Source organism: Pseudomonas sp. MH10, from assembly GCF_034353045.1.
Taxonomy (GTDB): Bacteria; Pseudomonadota; Gammaproteobacteria; order Pseudomonadales; family Pseudomonadaceae; genus Aquipseudomonas.
Genome location: NZ_CP133783.1, coordinates 3,586,945 through 3,604,480 on the forward strand (window position 1 = coordinate 3,586,945; position 17,536 = coordinate 3,604,480).

Here is a 17,536-nt window from a genome sequence, read left to right on the forward strand (position 1 = left end):
CAGGCTTGCCTGCGAAGGCGGCCTAACAAACAACATCAATTCATCTGGAACGCACCCATGACAAAAACCCTGATCGCCCTCGCCTTAAGCGTACTCACCCTGACCGCTCACGCCGACGACAAACCGCTCAAAATCGGCACCACTGCTGCGTTCTCGATTCCATTGGAAGCCGCTGTTGAAGAAGCCGGCAGGCAGGGCCTGAAAGTCGAACTGGTGGAGTTCAGCGACTGGATCGCACCCAATGTCAGCCTCGCGGCGGGCGACATCGATGTGAACTACTTTCAGCACATTCCTTTCCTGGAAAACGCCAACGCAGCAGCAGGCTTCCATCTGGTGCCGTTCGCACCGGGGATTATCAACAACGTCGGGTTGTACTCGAAACGCTACAAAAGCTTTGATGAGCTGCCAGTGGGCGCCACCGTGGCCATCGCCAACGACCCGATCAATAGCGGGCGCGGCCTGCAACTGTTGGCCAAGGCCGGGCTGATCACGCTCAAACCGGGCGTCGGTTACAAAGCCACCGAAGAAGACATCACAGCCAACCCGAAAAAAATCAAACTGATTCAGGTCGAGGCCGTGCAGCTGGTCCGCGCCTATGACGATGCCGATCTGGTGCAAGGCTACCCGGCGTACATTCGTCTCTCGAAGACCTTCGACGCAGGCTCGGCTTTGTTGTTTGACGGGCTGGACCACAAGGAATACGTGATCCAGTTTGTGATCAAGCCCGAAAGCAAAACCGACCCACGCATAGCCAAGTTCGTTGATATCTACCAGCACTCACCGGTGGTCCGCGCGGCGCTCGATAAAGCCCACGGCAAGCTGTATCAAGCTGGCTGGGAAAGCTGAATATGAGCGCAACCGCCCAACGTCGACTGATACTTGAACCGTCCGGGGCTACAGCGACGACAGCACTGCACCCGGACTTGAACCGCGCCCACGTTCGCTTCATTCATCTGGGCAAAACCTACGACAGCAAACAGGGCCCGGTGGACGCTTTACAGAACATCGACCTGGCGATTCAGCGCGGTGAAGTATTTGGCATCATCGGCCGCAGCGGCGCGGGCAAATCGTCGCTGATTCGCACCATCAATCGCCTGGAGCGTCCGAGCAGCGGGCGGGTGTTGATCGACCACGTGGACATCGCCGAGTTCGACGAAGACCACTTGGTGCAGCTGCGTCGGCGCATCGGCATGATCTTTCAGCACTTCAACTTGATGTCCGCCAAAACCGTGTGGCAGAACGTTGAATTGCCCTTGAAAGTCGCCGGAGTACCCCGTGAACAGCGCCAGCGCAAAGTCACCGAATTGCTGGAATTGGTAGGTTTGCAGGACAAACACAAGGTCTATCCGGCGCAGTTGTCCGGCGGCCAGAAACAGCGTGTGGGGATTGCCCGCGCACTGGTGCATGACCCGGCGATTTTGCTGTGCGACGAAGCCACGTCGGCGCTGGACCCAGAGACCACGCAATCAATCCTCGGCCTGCTGCGCGAGATCAACCAGCGGCTGGGCCTTACGATCATTTTGATCACCCATGAGATGGCGGTGATTCGCGATATCTGTGACCGCGTTGTGGTGCTGGAACAGGGCCAAGTGGTTGAGCAAGGCCCGGTCTGGCAAGTGTTCGGTAACCCGCAGCACGACGTCAGTAAAACCCTGCTCGCACCCTTGCAACACGGACTGCCCGAGGATTTATTGGCGCGGATGAGATCGCAGCCGCAGCAAGCCCATGCCGCCGTAGTGTTGGACCTGCATTTCACTGGCGTCAGCGGCGAAGAGCCGGATCTAGCGGAGTTGTTTAATACGCTCGGTGGGCGAGTCAGTCTGATGCAGGGCGGCGTCCAGCGCATTCAGGGCCGTGCGCTGGGGCATCTGATTTTGTCGGTATCTCGGTCGCCCCATGGTCGCGAAGAATTGCTGGCCCGCGCCCGCACCGTGGCGCAACGTGCGGAGGTATTAGGCTATGTGGTTTGACCGATTGCTACAGGGCACCCTCGATACGTTTTTGATGGTGGGCGTGTCGTCATTAATTGCTTTGTTGGTGGGCGTTCCGCTGGCGGTTTTGCTGGTCACCAGCGGCAAGGGCGGGATATACGAAGCGCCCGCACTGAACCGCGTACTGGGGGTGGTCGTTAACCTGTTCCGTTCGATTCCGTTTCTGATTTTGATGGTGGCGCTGATCCCGTTCACCCGACTGATCGTCGGTACAACGTATGGGGTGTGGGCTGCCGTCGTACCGCTGACCATCGCCGCCACGCCGTTCTTTGCGCGCATCGCCGAGGTCAGTGTGCGGGAAGTCGACCACGGGTTGATCGAAGCCGCTCAGGCCATGGGTTGCCGTCGTTGGCACATCATCTGGCACGTCCTGCTGCCCGAATCGCTGCCGGGCATCGTTGGCGGCTTCACGATTACTCTGGTGACCATGATCAATTCATCCGCCATGGCCGGGGCCATTGGTGCAGGCGGTTTGGGTGATATTGCTTACCGCTACGGCTATCAGCGCTTCGACAGCCAGGTGATGCTGACGGTAATCGTGCTGTTGGTGGTGGTGGTTGCGGTGATTCAAATGGGGGGCGATCGACTGGCGCAGGTCTTGAACAAACGCTGAGCAAGGGTATATTCACCGCTTATCTATGCCCAGACAGAATCGCCATGAAACTCGATCCGCAGGACCTCGCACAAATAACCGCTGCCACCGTCGGTCATTACAACGCTGTGGCCGACGACTTTCGCGAAGGCACCTGGGGTCACGACGTCAGCCAGAACATTGCCGCGTTGCTGCGGCATATCGAAGGTAACGCGCCGTTTCAGATTCTCGACTTCGGCTGCGGGCCGGGGCGTGATCTGAAGACGTTTACGGCGATGGGGCATATTGCAGTCGGACTCGATGGCTCAGAGCGCTTTGCCCAGATGGCCCGTGAAGAAACCGGCTGCGAGGTGCTGCAACAGAACTTCCTTGAGCTTGACCTGCCCGCCTGGCGCTTCGATGGAATCTTCGCCAACGCCGTGCTATTCCACGTGCCACGCCAGGAACTGCCCCGCGTCTTGCGCCAATTGCACGAAGCATTGAAACCTCGCGGTGTTCTGTTCAGCTCCAACCCTCGGGGCGAGAACGAAGAAGGCTGGAACGGCAGTCGATACGGCTCTTATCACGACCTAAAGAACTGGCGCGAACTGCTTAATGGGGCGGGGTTTGTGGAGTTGGAACATTATTACCGGCCCGAAGGACTGCCCTTGGATCAACAGCCTTGGCTGGCGAGTGTGTGGCGTAAGGTTTGAAGGAATGCGCGGTTTGAACTGACCCCTTCCCGAATAAATTCGGTCCCACAGATTTAATTTTCGATCACCCTGTGGGACCGAACTTGTTCGGGAAGAATTCAACGCGGTGTATCTGGCTGACCATCGAGTTCAGCTTGCTTGGCTTGGGCCTCGTCACGCTGCTCTTCGCTCGGTTCTTCAATCCGATACCACGCCACATACAGCGCAGGCAGGAACAGTAACGTCAGCAGCGTGGCGATAATAATTCCGCCAATCATCGCGTAGGCCATGGGGCCCCAGAACACTTCCCGGGCGATGGGGATCATGGCCAAGCTGGCGGCGGCAGCGGTGAGCAGGATGGGGCGACGACGATGTTGGGTCGCTTTGACCACCGCGTCCCACGGCAAGTAATCGCCGCGTTCATAGGCGTCAATCTGCGTCACCAAAATCACCGAGTTGCGGATGATGATACCGATCAACGCCAGAATTCCGAGGATCGCCACAAAACCCAAGGGCGTGCCGGTCGGAATCAGCGCCAGCACCACGCCGATTAGCCCCAGTGGCGCAACGCTCGCAACCAAAAACATCTTCTGCACACTCTGCAGTTGGATCATCAAGAACGTCGCCATGAGGAACGCCATCAACGGTACCACTTTGGCAATCGGTCCTTGGGCCTTGCCGCTTTCTTCCACGGTGCCACCGGTGGCGACTTTAAAGCCCACCGGTAAGCCGCTGGCGAATTTATCGATGTCGGGTTTGAGCTGTTTTACCAAGTCAGTCGGTTGAATCGAATCGCGCACGGCTGCTTTGACGGTGATGGTCGGTTTACGGTCTCGACGCCACACCAGCGGTTGTTCCAATTCATAACGCACCGTGGCAAACGCCAACAACGGAATCGAGGTGCCGCTTGGCGTGACAATTTGCAGGTTTTGCAATGTCTCCGGCGTACCGCGCTCGGCGTCTTCTGCGCGGCCGACGACGTTGATCAGGTAAATATCGTCCCGTACTTGGGTGACGGGCGAGCCGGTGACGATGCTGTTCATCAATTGCGCCACGTCCTGGGACGACAACCCCAACTGTCGGGCCTTGTCTTGGGCGATATCGATGCGCAGCACTTTGCCGGGCTCGTTCCAATCGTAGATGATTTCGCCAATGTGCGAATTTTGACCCAGTAAGGTCGCCAGCTCGATAGCATGCTGGCGAACTTTGTCGATGTCTTTGCCGCTCACCCGGTACTGAATCGGACGCCCCACCGGCGGCCCCATTTCCAGCGGTTGCACGTAGCTGCCGATGCCAACGAAGTCTTCGCGCAGGCGGTTTTTCAGGCGTTGGGTCAATGCGCCACGCTGCTCCAGACCTTTGCTGACGATCACCAGTTGCGCGTAGTACGGGTTTTCCAGTTGCTGATCCAGCGGCAAATAAAAGCGCACCGCGCCCTGCCCTATGTAAGTGCTCCAGCGCGCAATGTCCGGGTCGTCCTTGAGTGTGGCTTCAAGCCGATCCACCGCTTTGCGGGTTTCATTGATCGAAGCGTTTTGCGGCAGGTTCAAGTCCACTAGAATTTCCGGCCGGTCTGACGACGGAAAAAACTGATTCTGGACGAAGCGCATTGAAAACACTGCCATCGCAAACAACAGCACGGTGATGAGGATCGTCCACCACCGGTTGCGCATCGCCAACAGCATGCCGCCGTTGAACGCCCGTGCGAGGCGTCCCGGTTTTTCTGATTTCTTTTTGATGTTCTCGCTGAGGATGTGAACGCCAAGCACCGGCGCGAACAACACTGCAACCACCCACGACACCAGCATCGCCACGGCAATGACCGCGAACAGAGTGAACGTGTATTCCCCGGCAGAGCTGGCGTTGAGGCCAATTGGCACGAACCCGGCCACGGTGACCAAGGTGCCGGTCAACATCGGAAACGCCGTCGAGGTGTAGGCGAAGGTAGCGGCTTGTTCTTTAGTTTCCCCCAGCTCCAGGCGGGTGACCATCATCTCCACCGTGATCATGGCGTCGTCCACCAACAGGCCGAGGGCGATGATCAACGCGCCGAGGGAAATTCGCTGCATGGTGATGCCGCTGTATTCCATGAAGACGAAGACCATCGCCAACACCAACGGAATCGAACACGCGACCACCAATCCGGCGCGCACGCCGAGACTGATAAAGCTGACGATCAATACGATGGCCACCGCCTCGAACAGTGCGCTGGTGAAGCCGCCGACGGCCTTCTCCACCACTTGCGCCTGATCCGACACGTTGTGTACGCCGACGCCCACTGGCAGGTCGGCGGTAGCGGCGTCCATCTGTGAATGCAGGGCGTTACCGAATGTCTGGATGTTGCCGCCTTTCTGCATGGCGATGGCCAAGCCAATGGCGGGCTTGCCGTTGAAGCGGAACATCGGTGTAGGCGGGTCGGTGTAACCTCGGCTGATGTCGGCAATGTCGCTCAGGCGATAGAAGCGGTCATTGAGCCGTAAGTTGACCGTCTCAAGGTCTTTTTCCGAGGCGAACTGGCCCGACGTGCGCACGGTAATCCGTTCCGGCCCGGCTTCGATGACCCCGGCCGGCGTGACCGTGTTTTGCGATTGCAGACTTTGCACGACTTGCCGCTGATCCAGGCCTAACGCAGCCAACTTGCGGGTGGAGAAATTCAGGTACAGCACCTCGTCCTGCTGGCCGATCATCTCGACCTTGCCCAGACCCGGTACCGCGCGGATGCCAGCCCTGACTTGCTCCACGTAGTCACGCAACTGGCGCATGGACAAGCCATCAGCGGTAAACGCATAGATTGAGCCGTACACGTCGCCGAATTCGTCGTTAAACGCCGGCCCTTGAATGCCCTGGGGAAAGTTGCCGCGAATGTCGTTGATCTTCTTGCGAACCTGGTACCAGATTTCCGGAATGGCCTTGGCATTGGTGGTGTCGCGCAGATAAACAAACACCGTCGATTCGCCAGGCCGGGTGTAGCTTTTGACGTAATCAAGGGAGTCCAGTTCTTCTAGTTTTTTCTCGATACGGTCGGTGACTTGCTCCAGGGTTTCATCCACTGTGGCACCGGGCCAACGGGTTTGAATGACCATAGTTTTGATGGTGAACGAAGGGTCTTCTTCACGCCCAAGATTCAGGTACGAAAACACCCCCATCAACAACGCGACGAACATCAGGTACCAAACAAACGATTGGTGTTTGATGGCCCAATCGGACAGGTTGAAGTTCCCTTTCATCGTGGGGCATCCTTATCGACTTTAACTTTTTGGCCAGGCTTGAGGCTGTTCACACCGGCACTGACCACGCGCTCGCCGGCCTTCACGCCCGCCACCAAAACCACGCTGTCATCGTCGCGGCTTATAACGTTGACCTCTCGCGGGGCGACGGTTTGGTTTTGCACGTCGACGATCCAGATTTGGGTCTTACCATCGACGTTCTGCACGGCGTTGATCGGCAGCTGTACCCGGGGTTCGATCGCGGTGGTGAGGGTAACGCTGATGGCAGTGCCGAGACGAAATGCGGTGGGAGTGTCAGTTAACGTCAGGCGCGCACGGCGGGTACGGGTCGAGCGTTCAGCTTGGGGCTCAATTTCGCGAAGCGTAGCGGTGGTGTTGATCTCCGGCGCCAACTGAGCCGCCACCTTGAATTCCACGCCTTCGTGCAGCTCATCGGCCAGCGACGCAGGCAGGTCAATTACCGCTTCTTTGATGTCGGGCCGTGCCAGTGTCACCACTTCTTGTCCGGCACTGACCACTTGCCCGGCCTCGACTTTCCAGTTGGTCACCACCGCCGCGTGATCGGCACGCAGGTCGCTGTAGTTGAGCTGATCCTGGGCCTGAGTGACCGCCGCCCTCGCTTGCTCCAGCGAGGCGCGGGTGGTACGCAAATCCGTCTGGGCAATATCGAGTTGGGCCTGAGCCCCTACGCCCCGGTCGAACAACTCTTGTTGGCGGCGTGCATTGGCCTGAGTGTTGATCCACTGCGCTTCGATTCGCGCCAAATCGCCTTGGCGGGCCCGCAGGTTATTTTGCTGATCGGTGGGATCAAGGGTCGCCAACAGCTGGCCGTTCTCCACTTCACTGCCAACGTCGACACTGCGTTGGGCGATGCGGCCTGACACACGAAACCCCAGCGTGCTTTCGTAGCGGGCCTGAATATTTCCGGCAAAGCGCCCGAGGTTTTCCACGGATTGCGGCTGGACCTCGATGGACAACACCGGGCGCACCGGTTCAGGCGGTGGCTCGGGTTTGCTACAAGCACTGATCATCAGGCTGCTCAGCACCATCAATGACAGGCGCTTCATGGCTGCGCCTTCGCGGTGGCGGGCTGGGGCGGTTGGGCAATCTCGACCTGCATATCGGGGTGCAATAACTGGCCACCGGCAACCACTGCTTTTTCGTCAGCGTTCAACCCCTCGCTGATGACCACGCTGCCGGTCAAATAGCGGGCGACTTTAACGGCGTGCAAATTAGCAATGCCTTGGTCGTCAACCACCCAAACGGCCGGTTGCCCCAGTTGATCACCGAGGCCTTTGGTCAGTGCCGCCCACGGCAGTTGGACGCTGGCTTTGGCCGGCACGCTCAAGGCTGCACTGACCACCGAGCCCAGCTCCATACCCGCCGGTAATTGCGTCAGTGTGATTTTGACTTGCAGCGTGCCGGTCTGCGCGGAGACGGCGGGCGTTACTTCACGGACTTTGCCAGACACCTTGATGGCCGGGTTGTCGAGCAAGGTCACCTGCACCGCCTGATCAGTAGGAGGGTCGACGAACAGCGATTCATAGACGTTGAATACCGCATCACGCTCGCCATCGCGCGCCAAGCCAAAAATCGGCACGGTGGCTTGCACCACTTGCCCGACTTCCGCCTGCCGCGAGGTAATAATGCCCGGCGCATCCGCCACCAGCGCGGTGTAACCCAACTGCTCACGGGCATTGGCCAACTGCGCCTGAGCCGCCTTCAGCGCGCTTTGGCTGCTGCGCAACGCCGCCTGTGCCGAATCGTATTCGCTGCGGCTGGTATACCCTTTGGGCAGTAATTTTTCCTGGCGCACAAACGCTGCGCTGGTCTGTTGGACTCTCGCTTGCTCAGCGGCTTGGGCGGCGACAGCTGAGTCAACGCTGGTTTGTAGGTCTTTGGGGTCAAGTTTGGCCAGAACTTGTTTGGCCGAGACCCGATCACCGACGTCGACCATCCGCTGAATGATTTTGCCGCCCACGCGGAATGACAATTGAGTCTGCACCCGTGCCTGAATATCGCCCGTCAGCGACACGGCGGCGGCGAAGTCGGCGGTTTTCACCTGCTGGACGTAAACCCTGGGGCGCTGCGGCTCTTGCGGGTTTTTGTCGCCACAACCGACCAATAAGCCAAGCACCACGCTCAAGCTGACCACGGCATATTTTGATCGATGAGCGGGCATGCAGACTCCTTTGCAAATGCCGTGACAGACACGCGGTACAGGTTGTAGGAAATCATTTCTAAATCTGAGGTATGCGACTGTGAGCGTAGATCAGGGTTCCGTCACTGACTAAACTCATGGTTTATGGAAATAGGTGGGCCTCATACGCCCTCAAGGACGTCAGCATGTTGAACACTCTCGCCGTGGCCAATTACCGCTCGATCAATTCGTTGGTAATGCCTCTTGGGCGCCTTAACGTCATCACCGGACCCAATGGCAGCGGCAAATCAAACCTCTACCGAGCGCTGCGCCTGTTAGCCGAAACCGCTCAAGGCGGCGTCATTAATGCGCTGGCACGCGAAGGCGGTCTGTTGCCCGCGCTGGCCCGGTTGATTATTCAAGCGTCGCAGCATTGCCAAGTCTGGGTGGTCTCCCACGCCAGCCGCTTGATCGCCGCGCTGGAAAACGACCCAAGCTGCAACCCCATCGTGCTGGAAAAAAACTTCGGCCAAACCGCAATCGTGGGGCAAGGCATGCTCGATGCCCCAGCTTGGCATTGGCCGGATTGAATGAGATGTTTAGGGACGGCCTGAAGTAAGCCGTTCTTTTTCCGGAAAGTCAGGTGTCCCATTGTTCTTGGGTGAGTGGCTGAGTCACTGTTTGGCGTGTGGGCATGAGTGTGAAGTGGTGCGCTGGGTGTTCTTCCAGGGGACGACGTTGTCAATCTCGCTCAGGAAATATCACGGCGGGTTCGCTTACGTTTATCTGCGTACTCGGCATCGGCGAAAGAAATCTGCCCCATCGGAGTACCAACCATTCAGCTCATGTGATGGAAGACATTTCACCAGATTTTAAAACCTTTTTCAGAGTTTCCCCTAGGCACTATTAATTGCCGCTTATACCACCCGTATTCGCAATGGAGAAAAACCTGACACACGAAAGTTTACCGTCAATTCCGTTATGGTAAGCGCCTGAAATATACTTAACGCCAGGTGTCACTTCTTGACCTATGCCGACGCCAGTATCGAGACGTTTCACAATGCCTGTTGTAGTGTGGTGCGCCATCACTTTGTACTCAAAGTAATCATCATCATACAAGTGACTGTCACCGCATTTCTTATCATAGAAACCAAAACTCATTATCCCCGCGTCAATAAGCCTATAGCCATAGGCTTCGTCGTTATTGCAGCCATAAATATGGCTGTCCAGATACACGTCTACCTCTCCTTTTGTCCCAATTTCCGGAAGGGGAATCGTACATCTTAACTGCCAGGTTCCGTTGCCTGTAGTCGGAGCGGTATTTTTGTACAGTTCAAGTGATCCGTTGGCCATGGGTGTGGCGCTAGCGGCAGACACGCCCTCATCTGCCCCCATCGCTAAACCACCCGTAAACAAAAGGCTTGTACATACCGCTAACACGCTACAACGCCGTTTATTAAATCGATTGATGGCAACCCGGCTGTTAAATACTTCCTTTTTTTTCAAGATATCCATATTTTTCTACTCAACAAGTATTTGATGGCTTAACCCAGCCTTAATAAAACACTTATGGGCGAACGAGAACAACTGTCATAAATGACAGTCACTAGAACGTCTCGCAACAATAATTTATTAACAGATCGCGATCCGCTATATCGTCAGCGCGAGTTAGTCTCTGTTGATTCCCATTGAAACCGATTCAATTGCAAAGGCGTCGCACTGTTAATCGTGCAGGCGCTCGGCCCTAGTAGCCTCCCGCGCCATTTCCAACTCAGCGCCTTGCAGCCACTGTCCGTAGTATTCTTTCAACTCCTGCTCCCATCCAGCCACTTCATCAAGCACGTGTTCGGCGTGGTCAAGCGACAGCGCGAAATGGGCGTGGTGACTTAGCAGGTTCTTGCGGTTGATCTTGGTTCCTTCCCGACCAACCGCCATCGCCAACGTTTGAGCAGGCCCTTCACCCAAGACCGGCAACACGTCGTACATCGGCGATAGACGCCATTGTCCATCCAGCCAAATGATTGCGTGGTTGCGAGGATGGTCGTCGCTGTTTCCCACCAAAGCGTTGTAGCACATGGGCTTGAAGAATACGGTCGTTGTTCGGTGACTTGAGCAAAAAATCGATGGGCGCCAGATCTTGACCGTAAACGCGATGAAGTAAACGCTCAACCCAGCCGTCAGGCATGGCGTCGTTGATGAAGCCTGGAATACCCCGATTTTTTGAAACGCCTGTGTAGGCTTCTGCGCGCAATGGATAGTTAACGGGGTCGGGCACCCACCCACCGCGCGCCACGTAGTCGGGCGCATAGATAAACTCACCGACTTTACCCTGCAAGGTCAGCCTGCCAAGCGTCAGCAGCTCGCGCGTGACCGGATGCTCCCTGTAGATGTAGCCACGAGACATCAAAAATCCTCCGCCTTAGGCTTAGACAGTCGGACACGCTTGGAAGCAAGGTTCGTTTGAGCATCTTGATGAGCGGCATACCGAATCATCTGTGACGTATTTTCGATGCCTTCCAGTGAACTGAAAAGCATCTCGCTAATACCCAAGCGCCACAGCACCAACATGAACGACCTAAGGTCAACGTGCTCCGACCCATTCTCAATTTTGCGCAGCGTATGCTCTGAAATTCCGAGGCTGGTTTTGAGGTCGGTCTGGCGCAGGCCCAGGTCCACGCGCTTAGCCTTTACTAAAAGCCCGATTTTACTAAGCGAATCGCCGCAACCTACTGGGAAAAAGTCTTTCATAACACGCCTCAGATTGAGCTTTATCTGCAATAAGGCTGACTGTAGCACGGCTTATAAATTCAGATGAGGGGGGTAAAGTTGATGATGGCGGGGGGTTACTTACGCTGTAGGCCTCTTAGAGGCTGGTAACAGTAGCGAGCAAATTTTGACGAGGTGAGATTGGCAAAAAAAGCATGTTTCCAGAAAAGTGGGGGGATACCGCATCATCTACGACGCGCCCGTGATGCCTTCCACTCTGCATGCGCTCGCAAACAGCTGGGCCTAAACGCTAAGGATTCTAGATAGGTGTACAGCTAAATCTATGAAAGCCCCGTGCAGCGTGCTATCTATATCCGGCAGTTTCTAGGCGCCATCAAAATGACATTGATCTGACTGAGGGCCCTTTGCCAACTAATAGCCGTATACATAGACACGCCCGGCACCCAATTAGCGACGGCTCCTCAGGTCCGAGTCAGGAGCAACAGCATGCGCAACAAAATATTTGGCGAACCAGTCATTCTGGTGGTCGACGATCAAGCTACAGATGTCAGGATTCTGACTGAAGCGGTGCGCGATCTAGGCCAAGTATATTTTGTCACCGATGGCCGGTCCGCCTTGGAAGCCGCCAGGCGTTGGCGACCCGATGTGGTTTTACTCGACATCCAGATGCCGGACATGAATGGTTTTGCGGTGTGCAAGGCGCTCAAATCCGACCCGAAGACATGTGACAGCGCTGTTATTTTCGTGACATCCCACACGCAAACTGAAAACGAGCTACGGGCGCTCGATTACGGCGGTGTCCATTTTTTACAGAAACCGTTGAACATTCCGGTAGCCCGAGCGCACATCAAGGCGCATATCGCACTTCGTTCGGAGGCAAAAAAACTCGCTAACCATGATGCATTGACTGAGCTTCCCAACCGCACCCTTTTGCACGATCGCACGGATCAGGCGTTGCAACAGGCTCGGCATAGCCGAGGAAAGGTGGCCTTGCTACTGATCGATTTAGATCATTTCAAGGCGATCAACGATGCGGTCGGCCATGCCATCGGTGATGCGGTCTTGCAAGTGGTCGCGACTCGCCTGAAAGAATACGTGCGCGTGATCGACACGGTTAGTCGTCAAGGCGGCGATTCATTTATGGTGCTCATGCCGGAGTTGGAGAACTTCGACGCGGTGGGCGATTTTTCTGCTGAACTGCTCTCAATCATCAGTAAGCGGATTTACGTGGAGGATATGCACTACGACGTCACCGCTAGCATTGGCATCGGTTTGTTCCCAGATGACAGCGACACGCTGGAGTCGCTGTATTGGCACGCCGATACAGCCATGTATCAAGCCAAGCAACACGGTAGAAATACCTACTGTTTCTTTTCTGCAGAAATCGAAACCAGCCTGCGTGCCCGGCACCAGCTCGAGCTAAGTCTGCGTAGCGCCCTTGAACAGGGTGACTTTCGAGTCTTTTACCAAAGTAAAGTGGACGCCAGAACCTGCCAGGTGGTGGGCATTGAGGCCTTGGTGCGCTTGTGCAGTAACGGCGTTATTGTGCTCCCGAATCAATTCATCCCGCTGGCTGAGGAAACTGGACTGATCATCCCCATTGGCGAATTCGTTCTCAGGCAGGCCTGTTACGACGCCAAGTCTTTATCCGATCGCGGCCATGCAATCCCGGTGAGCGTCAATATTTCTGCCCAACAATTTCAGGTCCACTCCTTCCTTGACATGGTTAAGGCGATTCTTAGCGAATCAGGGCTGGAGCCCAACATGTTGGAGCTGGAAATAACGGAAGGTGTTTTGGTTCAGGATATCGATATCACGTGCGAAACACTGGCGGCCCTAAGGGGTATGGGGATACGCATTTCGGTGGATGACTTCGGCACAGGATATTCAAGCCTGGCGTACTTGAAGCGCTTTCCAGTGAACATCCTGAAGATTGACCAAAGCTTCGTGCGGACCATGCTTGAAGATAAAAGTGATGCAGCCATCGTGGCCACGATTATCAAGCTTGCCCAGGTGCTTGGACTCGAGCTGGTCGCGGAGGGTGTAGAAACCGAAGAGCAGGCACAGGCCCTTTTATCATTGGGCTGCCATGTCATGCAGGGCTACCTCTATTGCCGCCCGATTCCTTTCTCCGGGATGTCCGTGCTGCTCGACAATAACAAATAGTAACGAGCGTCAAAGGCCCGCCCGTGCTCATGACTAGGGGCCTTTTGATTGACGCCGCTGTCTATTGGAGCTTCATAAAATGAATAAAAATAACAGCGTGGCCCCTATCAGCCTTGGGGCGTTCTTAACGCTGGTGGTTGGATTACTGGCGACGGCTTTAGGTGCCTGGGCGTTGCGCGAAGCCAATGACAATCAAGCACGGACGGCGGTCCAGACTGAAACGCTAGAAGCCGCCGATGCGGTAGCGGATAGATTGAAGCTCTACGAATATGGCTTACGCGGTGCGCGCGGGGTCGTGTTAACCGCAGGGGAGGATTTGATTACGCTCGACGCGTTCCACCGCTATAGCCAGACGCGCGACCTGGCTGTTGAATTTCCTGGTGCAAGGGGCTTTGGTTTTATTCGCAGGGTGCCGGTGGCGCAAGAAAAGCAATTCCTGGCGGAGGCGAGACATGATGGACAGCCCAACTTTTCAATCAAGCAGCTGACCCCGCAAACAGATGAACGTTTTGTAATTCAGTACATTGAACCCTTGGAGCAAAATCAGCGTGCTTTGGGCCTTGATATAGCATCGGACCCTAGTCGTCGAGAGGCCGCGCGCAAGGCCATCCGCACTGGCAAGGCCCAACTCACCGCACCGATTACGTTGGTTCAGGCTGATGATAAACAGCATCAAGGGTTTTTGATGCTTATGCCCATCTACCGAGACACGTTGGCCCCTACTAGCGTTGCCCAGCGTGAGCAGAGTGCATTTGGCTGGAGTTATGCTCCATTGGTGATTGCCGACGTGCTGGCTAGTTTCCCCGGAAAAAATGATTCGATCCATCTAACGCTGACCGACATTACCGTGCCAGGGCAGGAAATACCGTTCTACGACAACGCCAACGCCCCACCCAGTCCCCAGAGCCGTTTCACGAACAAGGTTCAACTTGACCTGTATGGCCGTCATTGGCTGCTGGAGGTCAGCCCCTCTCCTGCGTTTATTCAACGATTGAACTTGGTATCGCCCAGGCTGGTATTTTCCATCGGAGTCCTGATTACCTTGCTGCTCACCGTGTTAGTCGGCCTTGGTAGCGTGAGCCGTCAGCGTCGATCACTCGTAGTTGCCCAGCAAGCCTGGTTGGCAGCGATCGTCGAAAGCTCGTCGGATGGCATTATCGGCAAGACCCTCGAAGGCATCGTGACGAGCTGGAATAAAGGCGCCGAGCAGCTATTTGGCTACACCTCTTTAGAAGCCGTCGGTCAGCCGTTGTCCAAGCTGATCATGCCGGACGGTTACGAGCGGGAGAAAATCGACATCCTGGAAAAAATTAGTCAGGGAGAACATATATCCAGCTTCCAGACCAAACGTCACCGCCGAGACAACAGTTTGATCGATGTCTCGGTGACTATCTCACCCATCCGTGACGAGACCGGGTTAATTGTCGGTGCCTCAAAAACGGTACGGGATATCACCACTGAAAAAAATAACGAAGCAAAAATCCTGGAGCTGAACTCAAGTCTCGAAGAGCAGGTTATCCAGCGCACATCACAATTGAGCGAGCTGAACATGCTGCTCACCGGCGTGCTGAACTCTGCCTCTCAAGTGTCGATCATCGCCACGGATCTTGATGGAGTGATTCAGGTATTCAACAAGGGGTCCGAGAGACTCTTAGGTTACAAGGCCGATGAGATGGTAAACAGGCACACACCCTCAATCATCCATGTGCCCGAGGAAGTTGCGGCTCGCGGCGTGGAGTTGAGCGCCGAATACGGCCAGCCTATCGAAGGTTTCCGCGCACTGGTGTACAAGGCGAAAATTGAAGGCGTGGCGCAAACCCATGAGTGGAGTTATGTACGCAAGGATGGTTCGCGTTTCCCAGTGATATTGGTCGTGACCGCCATGCGCGATGGCAACGGTCAGCTCAGTGGTTACTTGGGCATTGCGATAGACATTACCGTGCGCAGAGAACTGGAATCCAGCCTACGACACGCGAAAGAGCAGGCGGATGCCGCGAGTGCTGCCAAATCTACTTTTTTGGCGAATATGAGCCACGAAATCCGCACACCGATGAATGCGGTATTGGGCATGTTGCAGTTGGTGCTGCGCACCGAAATGAACGTTCGCCAATACGAATACGTGACCAAGGCGCAGACAGCTGCCAAGTCACTGCTGAGGCTACTTAATGACATCCTCGATTACTCTAAAATTGAGGCCAATAAGTTACAACTGGACCTGCACCCCTTTGAACTTGAGGCGCTATTGCGCGATCTCGCCGTGATACTGGCAGGGAACCAAGAGGGGGAAGAGGTCGAAGTGATGTTCGATCTTGATGTCGGACTGCCTAGCATGTTGATTGGAGACAGTTTTCGCCTGCAACAAATCTTGATCAACCTGGCGGGAAACGCCCTCAAATTTACCTCCCACGGACAGGTGGTCGTCAGCGTCAAACAGCTCGATGGCTCGGCGCAAAGCGTCCGTTTACGCATCGCGATTACCGACACCGGAATCGGCATTAGTCCTGAACAGCTCGAACGAATATTCGATGGGTTCACTCAAGCTGAGGCCTCGACTTCACGCCGCTTTGGTGGGACGGGGCTGGGGCTGGTGATCTGTCAAAAGATGGTCAGGCTAATGGGCGGAGTACTCCAGGTAGACAGCCAGCCGGGTATAGGCAGCCGCTTCTGGTTTGACCTTGAACTCGATGTTGCACAAGACACCCCGTTGGGGGCTAGCGACGTTGTCGAGTTCCCGGCGATGCGTATTTTGATTGTCGACGATAACGCCATTGCCTGCGAAATCATGATGCGTACCGTCAATGCGTTGGGCTGGCAGGCGGACTGTGTGATGGACGGCGCATTGGCCGTTGAGCATGTCCGGGAAGCCCGAGAACAAGGGCAAGGCTATGGCGTGGTCTTGATGGATTGGCGCATGCCCGGAATGGATGGCCTAAGCGCGGCTGAAGTCATTCATCGCCAAGGCACCCATCAGCCTGCGCCTATCGTGATTATGATCACCGCTTGTGGTCGAGAGGCGCTCAACGATGTCCACGAGGAAGGCAACGCACCTTTCGTTGGGCTGCTTACAAAACCCGTAACCCCCCATCAGTTGGCCGCCACGATACGGGATGCGGTCAACGGGACTCGGATGCCACACCCTGGTGCCTATTCCCCGGCATTTCAACGTTCGACGCGCTTGGCGGGGCTTCGGTTATTGGTCGTGGAAGACAATATGATCAATCGGCAGATTGCCGAGTCGCTGCTCAGCAGCGAGGGCGCGACTGTTGCCTTGGCCGAAAGCGGCATTGAAGGCGTCAACCGGGTCATTGCGACTACCGAGGTTTTCGATGCGGTGTTGATGGATATGCAGATGCCGGATATCGACGGACTTGAAGCCACCCGGCGCATCCGCGCAGACCCGCGTTTCGCGAATCTGCCCATCGTGGCAATGACGGCGAACGCGTCGAAAACCGACCGGGAAGCGTGCCTTGCGGCGGGCATGAATGAGCATCTCGGCAAACCCATCGACCTTGAGCAACTGATTGCGACCTTGTTAGCTCAGACTGGAAAATCGCCTGATGGGCTGACTGCGGAAGCCGAAGAAGAACACGACCACGTGCTGGAATCACGTGCATCGATATCCCGGCGTATGGGCGGCAACCTCGAACTGATCAGAAATGGACTAAAAGATTTTGGTTCTGACATGCGCCGGCAGTTCGCAAAACTGCACGACCACATTAACAGCCAAGATACCGCCGGCGCGAAGTCGGTCCTGCATGCCGTCAAGGGCAGTGCGGGGACGATGGGGGCAATGGCACTGTCATTACGAGCCGGGCAGTTGGAGTCGCAACTGCTGCAGCCGGGTGTTCATGTGCTGAGTGATGTTCTGACCGACACGGGGCTTGAACAGCTGAACGTGTTAATGATCCTTAGTCTTGAACGATTGAATGTCGAATATGCGCAGTGAGCCGTCCATTTGACTGATGGTGCACGAGCGATCACGCAGATCTGCGCTTCATGGAAAGAGATGGTGCGCAGGCGGG

The 17,536-nt window shown here is 55.9% G+C and carries 13 protein-coding genes and 2 pseudogenes; 8 read left to right on the forward strand and 7 right to left on the reverse strand.

Annotated features, from left to right (window positions below; translation table 11 throughout):
- Positions 1 to 111 precede the first annotated feature (111 nt).
- The 4 genes and pseudogenes from RHM59_RS15940 to RHM59_RS15955 form a co-directional block, all read left to right on the forward strand.
- A pseudogene (locus tag RHM59_RS15940) lies at positions 112 to 846 on the forward strand (MetQ/NlpA family ABC transporter substrate-binding protein); the annotation flags it as partial.
- Positions 847 to 848: 2 nt separating this feature from the next.
- Positions 849 to 1,970 carry a methionine ABC transporter ATP-binding protein gene (locus tag RHM59_RS15945; RefSeq protein WP_322166983.1) on the forward strand — a complete coding sequence of 374 codons (1,122 nt, stop codon included), beginning with the start codon at positions 849 to 851 and terminating at the stop codon, positions 1,968 to 1,970.
- Entirely contained in the window at positions 1,960 to 2,604 is a 645-nt protein-coding gene (locus RHM59_RS15950) for a methionine ABC transporter permease (protein ID WP_322224694.1), read from the forward strand. Before RHM59_RS15945 ends, RHM59_RS15950 begins: the two co-directional genes overlap by 11 nt.
- Positions 2,605 to 2,648: 44 nt before the next feature.
- Entirely contained in the window at positions 2,649 to 3,275 is a 627-nt protein-coding gene (locus RHM59_RS15955) for a class I SAM-dependent methyltransferase (RefSeq protein WP_322166981.1), read from the forward strand.
- A 98-nt stretch (positions 3,276 to 3,373) separates the two neighbouring features.
- On the opposite strand, the gene RHM59_RS15960 is transcribed toward RHM59_RS15955, so the two are convergent.
- From RHM59_RS15960 to RHM59_RS15970, 3 genes are read right to left on the reverse strand one after another with little or no spacing between them, the layout of a single operon-like run.
- Positions 3,374 to 6,481 (reverse strand): efflux RND transporter permease subunit, encoded by a 3,108-nt coding sequence (locus RHM59_RS15960; protein WP_322224696.1) that lies wholly within the window; start codon positions 6,479 to 6,481, stop codon positions 3,374 to 3,376.
- Positions 6,478 to 7,548, reverse strand: coding sequence for an efflux RND transporter periplasmic adaptor subunit (locus RHM59_RS15965; protein ID WP_322166979.1), 1,071 nt, complete (start codon positions 7,546 to 7,548; stop codon positions 6,478 to 6,480). The genes RHM59_RS15960 and RHM59_RS15965 overlap by 4 nt, the downstream gene beginning before the upstream one ends.
- The gene (locus tag RHM59_RS15970; protein ID WP_322224698.1) at positions 7,545 to 8,663 is read right to left on the reverse strand and encodes an efflux RND transporter periplasmic adaptor subunit; all 1,119 of its coding nucleotides are present in this window, start codon (positions 8,661 to 8,663) and stop codon (positions 7,545 to 7,547) included. The genes RHM59_RS15965 and RHM59_RS15970 overlap by 4 nt, the downstream gene beginning before the upstream one ends.
- Before the next feature lie 164 nt (positions 8,664 to 8,827).
- Between RHM59_RS15970 and RHM59_RS15975 the strand changes: the two genes are divergently transcribed.
- Both RHM59_RS15975 and RHM59_RS15980 read left to right on the forward strand, forming a co-directional pair.
- Complete coding sequence (locus RHM59_RS15975) at positions 8,828 to 9,211, forward strand: AAA family ATPase (RefSeq protein ID WP_322224700.1); 384 nt, start codon at positions 8,828 to 8,830, stop codon at positions 9,209 to 9,211.
- Between the two features lie 46 nt (positions 9,212 to 9,257).
- Positions 9,258 to 9,335, forward strand: a pseudogene (locus tag RHM59_RS15980) (DUF1249 domain-containing protein); the annotation flags it as partial.
- Positions 9,336 to 9,527: 192 nt separating this feature from the next.
- On the opposite strand, the gene RHM59_RS15985 reads toward RHM59_RS15980, so the two are convergent.
- The 4 genes from RHM59_RS15985 to RHM59_RS15995 all read right to left on the reverse strand — a co-directional run bounded on the left by RHM59_RS15985 (position 9,528) and on the right by RHM59_RS15995 (position 11,369).
- Positions 9,528 to 10,136 (reverse strand): hypothetical protein, encoded by a 609-nt coding sequence (locus RHM59_RS15985; protein WP_322224702.1) that lies wholly within the window; start codon positions 10,134 to 10,136, stop codon positions 9,528 to 9,530.
- Between the two features lie 207 nt (positions 10,137 to 10,343).
- Positions 10,344 to 10,697 (reverse strand): HipA domain-containing protein, encoded by a 354-nt coding sequence (locus RHM59_RS25555; protein WP_416195024.1) that lies wholly within the window; start codon positions 10,695 to 10,697, stop codon positions 10,344 to 10,346.
- Positions 10,579 to 11,025 (reverse strand): HipA N-terminal domain-containing protein, encoded by a 447-nt coding sequence (locus tag RHM59_RS15990; protein WP_416195025.1) that lies wholly within the window; start codon positions 11,023 to 11,025, stop codon positions 10,579 to 10,581. Before RHM59_RS15990 ends, RHM59_RS25555 begins: the two co-directional genes overlap by 119 nt.
- The gene (locus tag RHM59_RS15995; protein WP_322166975.1) at positions 11,025 to 11,369 is read right to left on the reverse strand and encodes a helix-turn-helix domain-containing protein; all 345 of its coding nucleotides are present in this window, start codon (positions 11,367 to 11,369) and stop codon (positions 11,025 to 11,027) included. Before RHM59_RS15995 ends, RHM59_RS15990 begins: the two co-directional genes overlap by 1 nt.
- Positions 11,370 to 11,834: 465 nt before the next feature.
- Between RHM59_RS15995 and RHM59_RS16000 the strand changes: the two genes are divergently transcribed.
- Positions 11,835 to 13,514, forward strand: a complete 1,680-nt coding sequence (locus tag RHM59_RS16000) for a putative bifunctional diguanylate cyclase/phosphodiesterase (protein WP_322224704.1) — start codon at positions 11,835 to 11,837, stop codon at positions 13,512 to 13,514.
- A 79-nt stretch (positions 13,515 to 13,593) separates the two neighbouring features.
- Positions 13,594 to 17,460 (forward strand): CHASE domain-containing protein, encoded by a 3,867-nt coding sequence (locus RHM59_RS16005; protein ID WP_322224706.1) that lies wholly within the window; start codon positions 13,594 to 13,596, stop codon positions 17,458 to 17,460.
- Positions 17,461 to 17,536 lie beyond the last annotated feature (76 nt).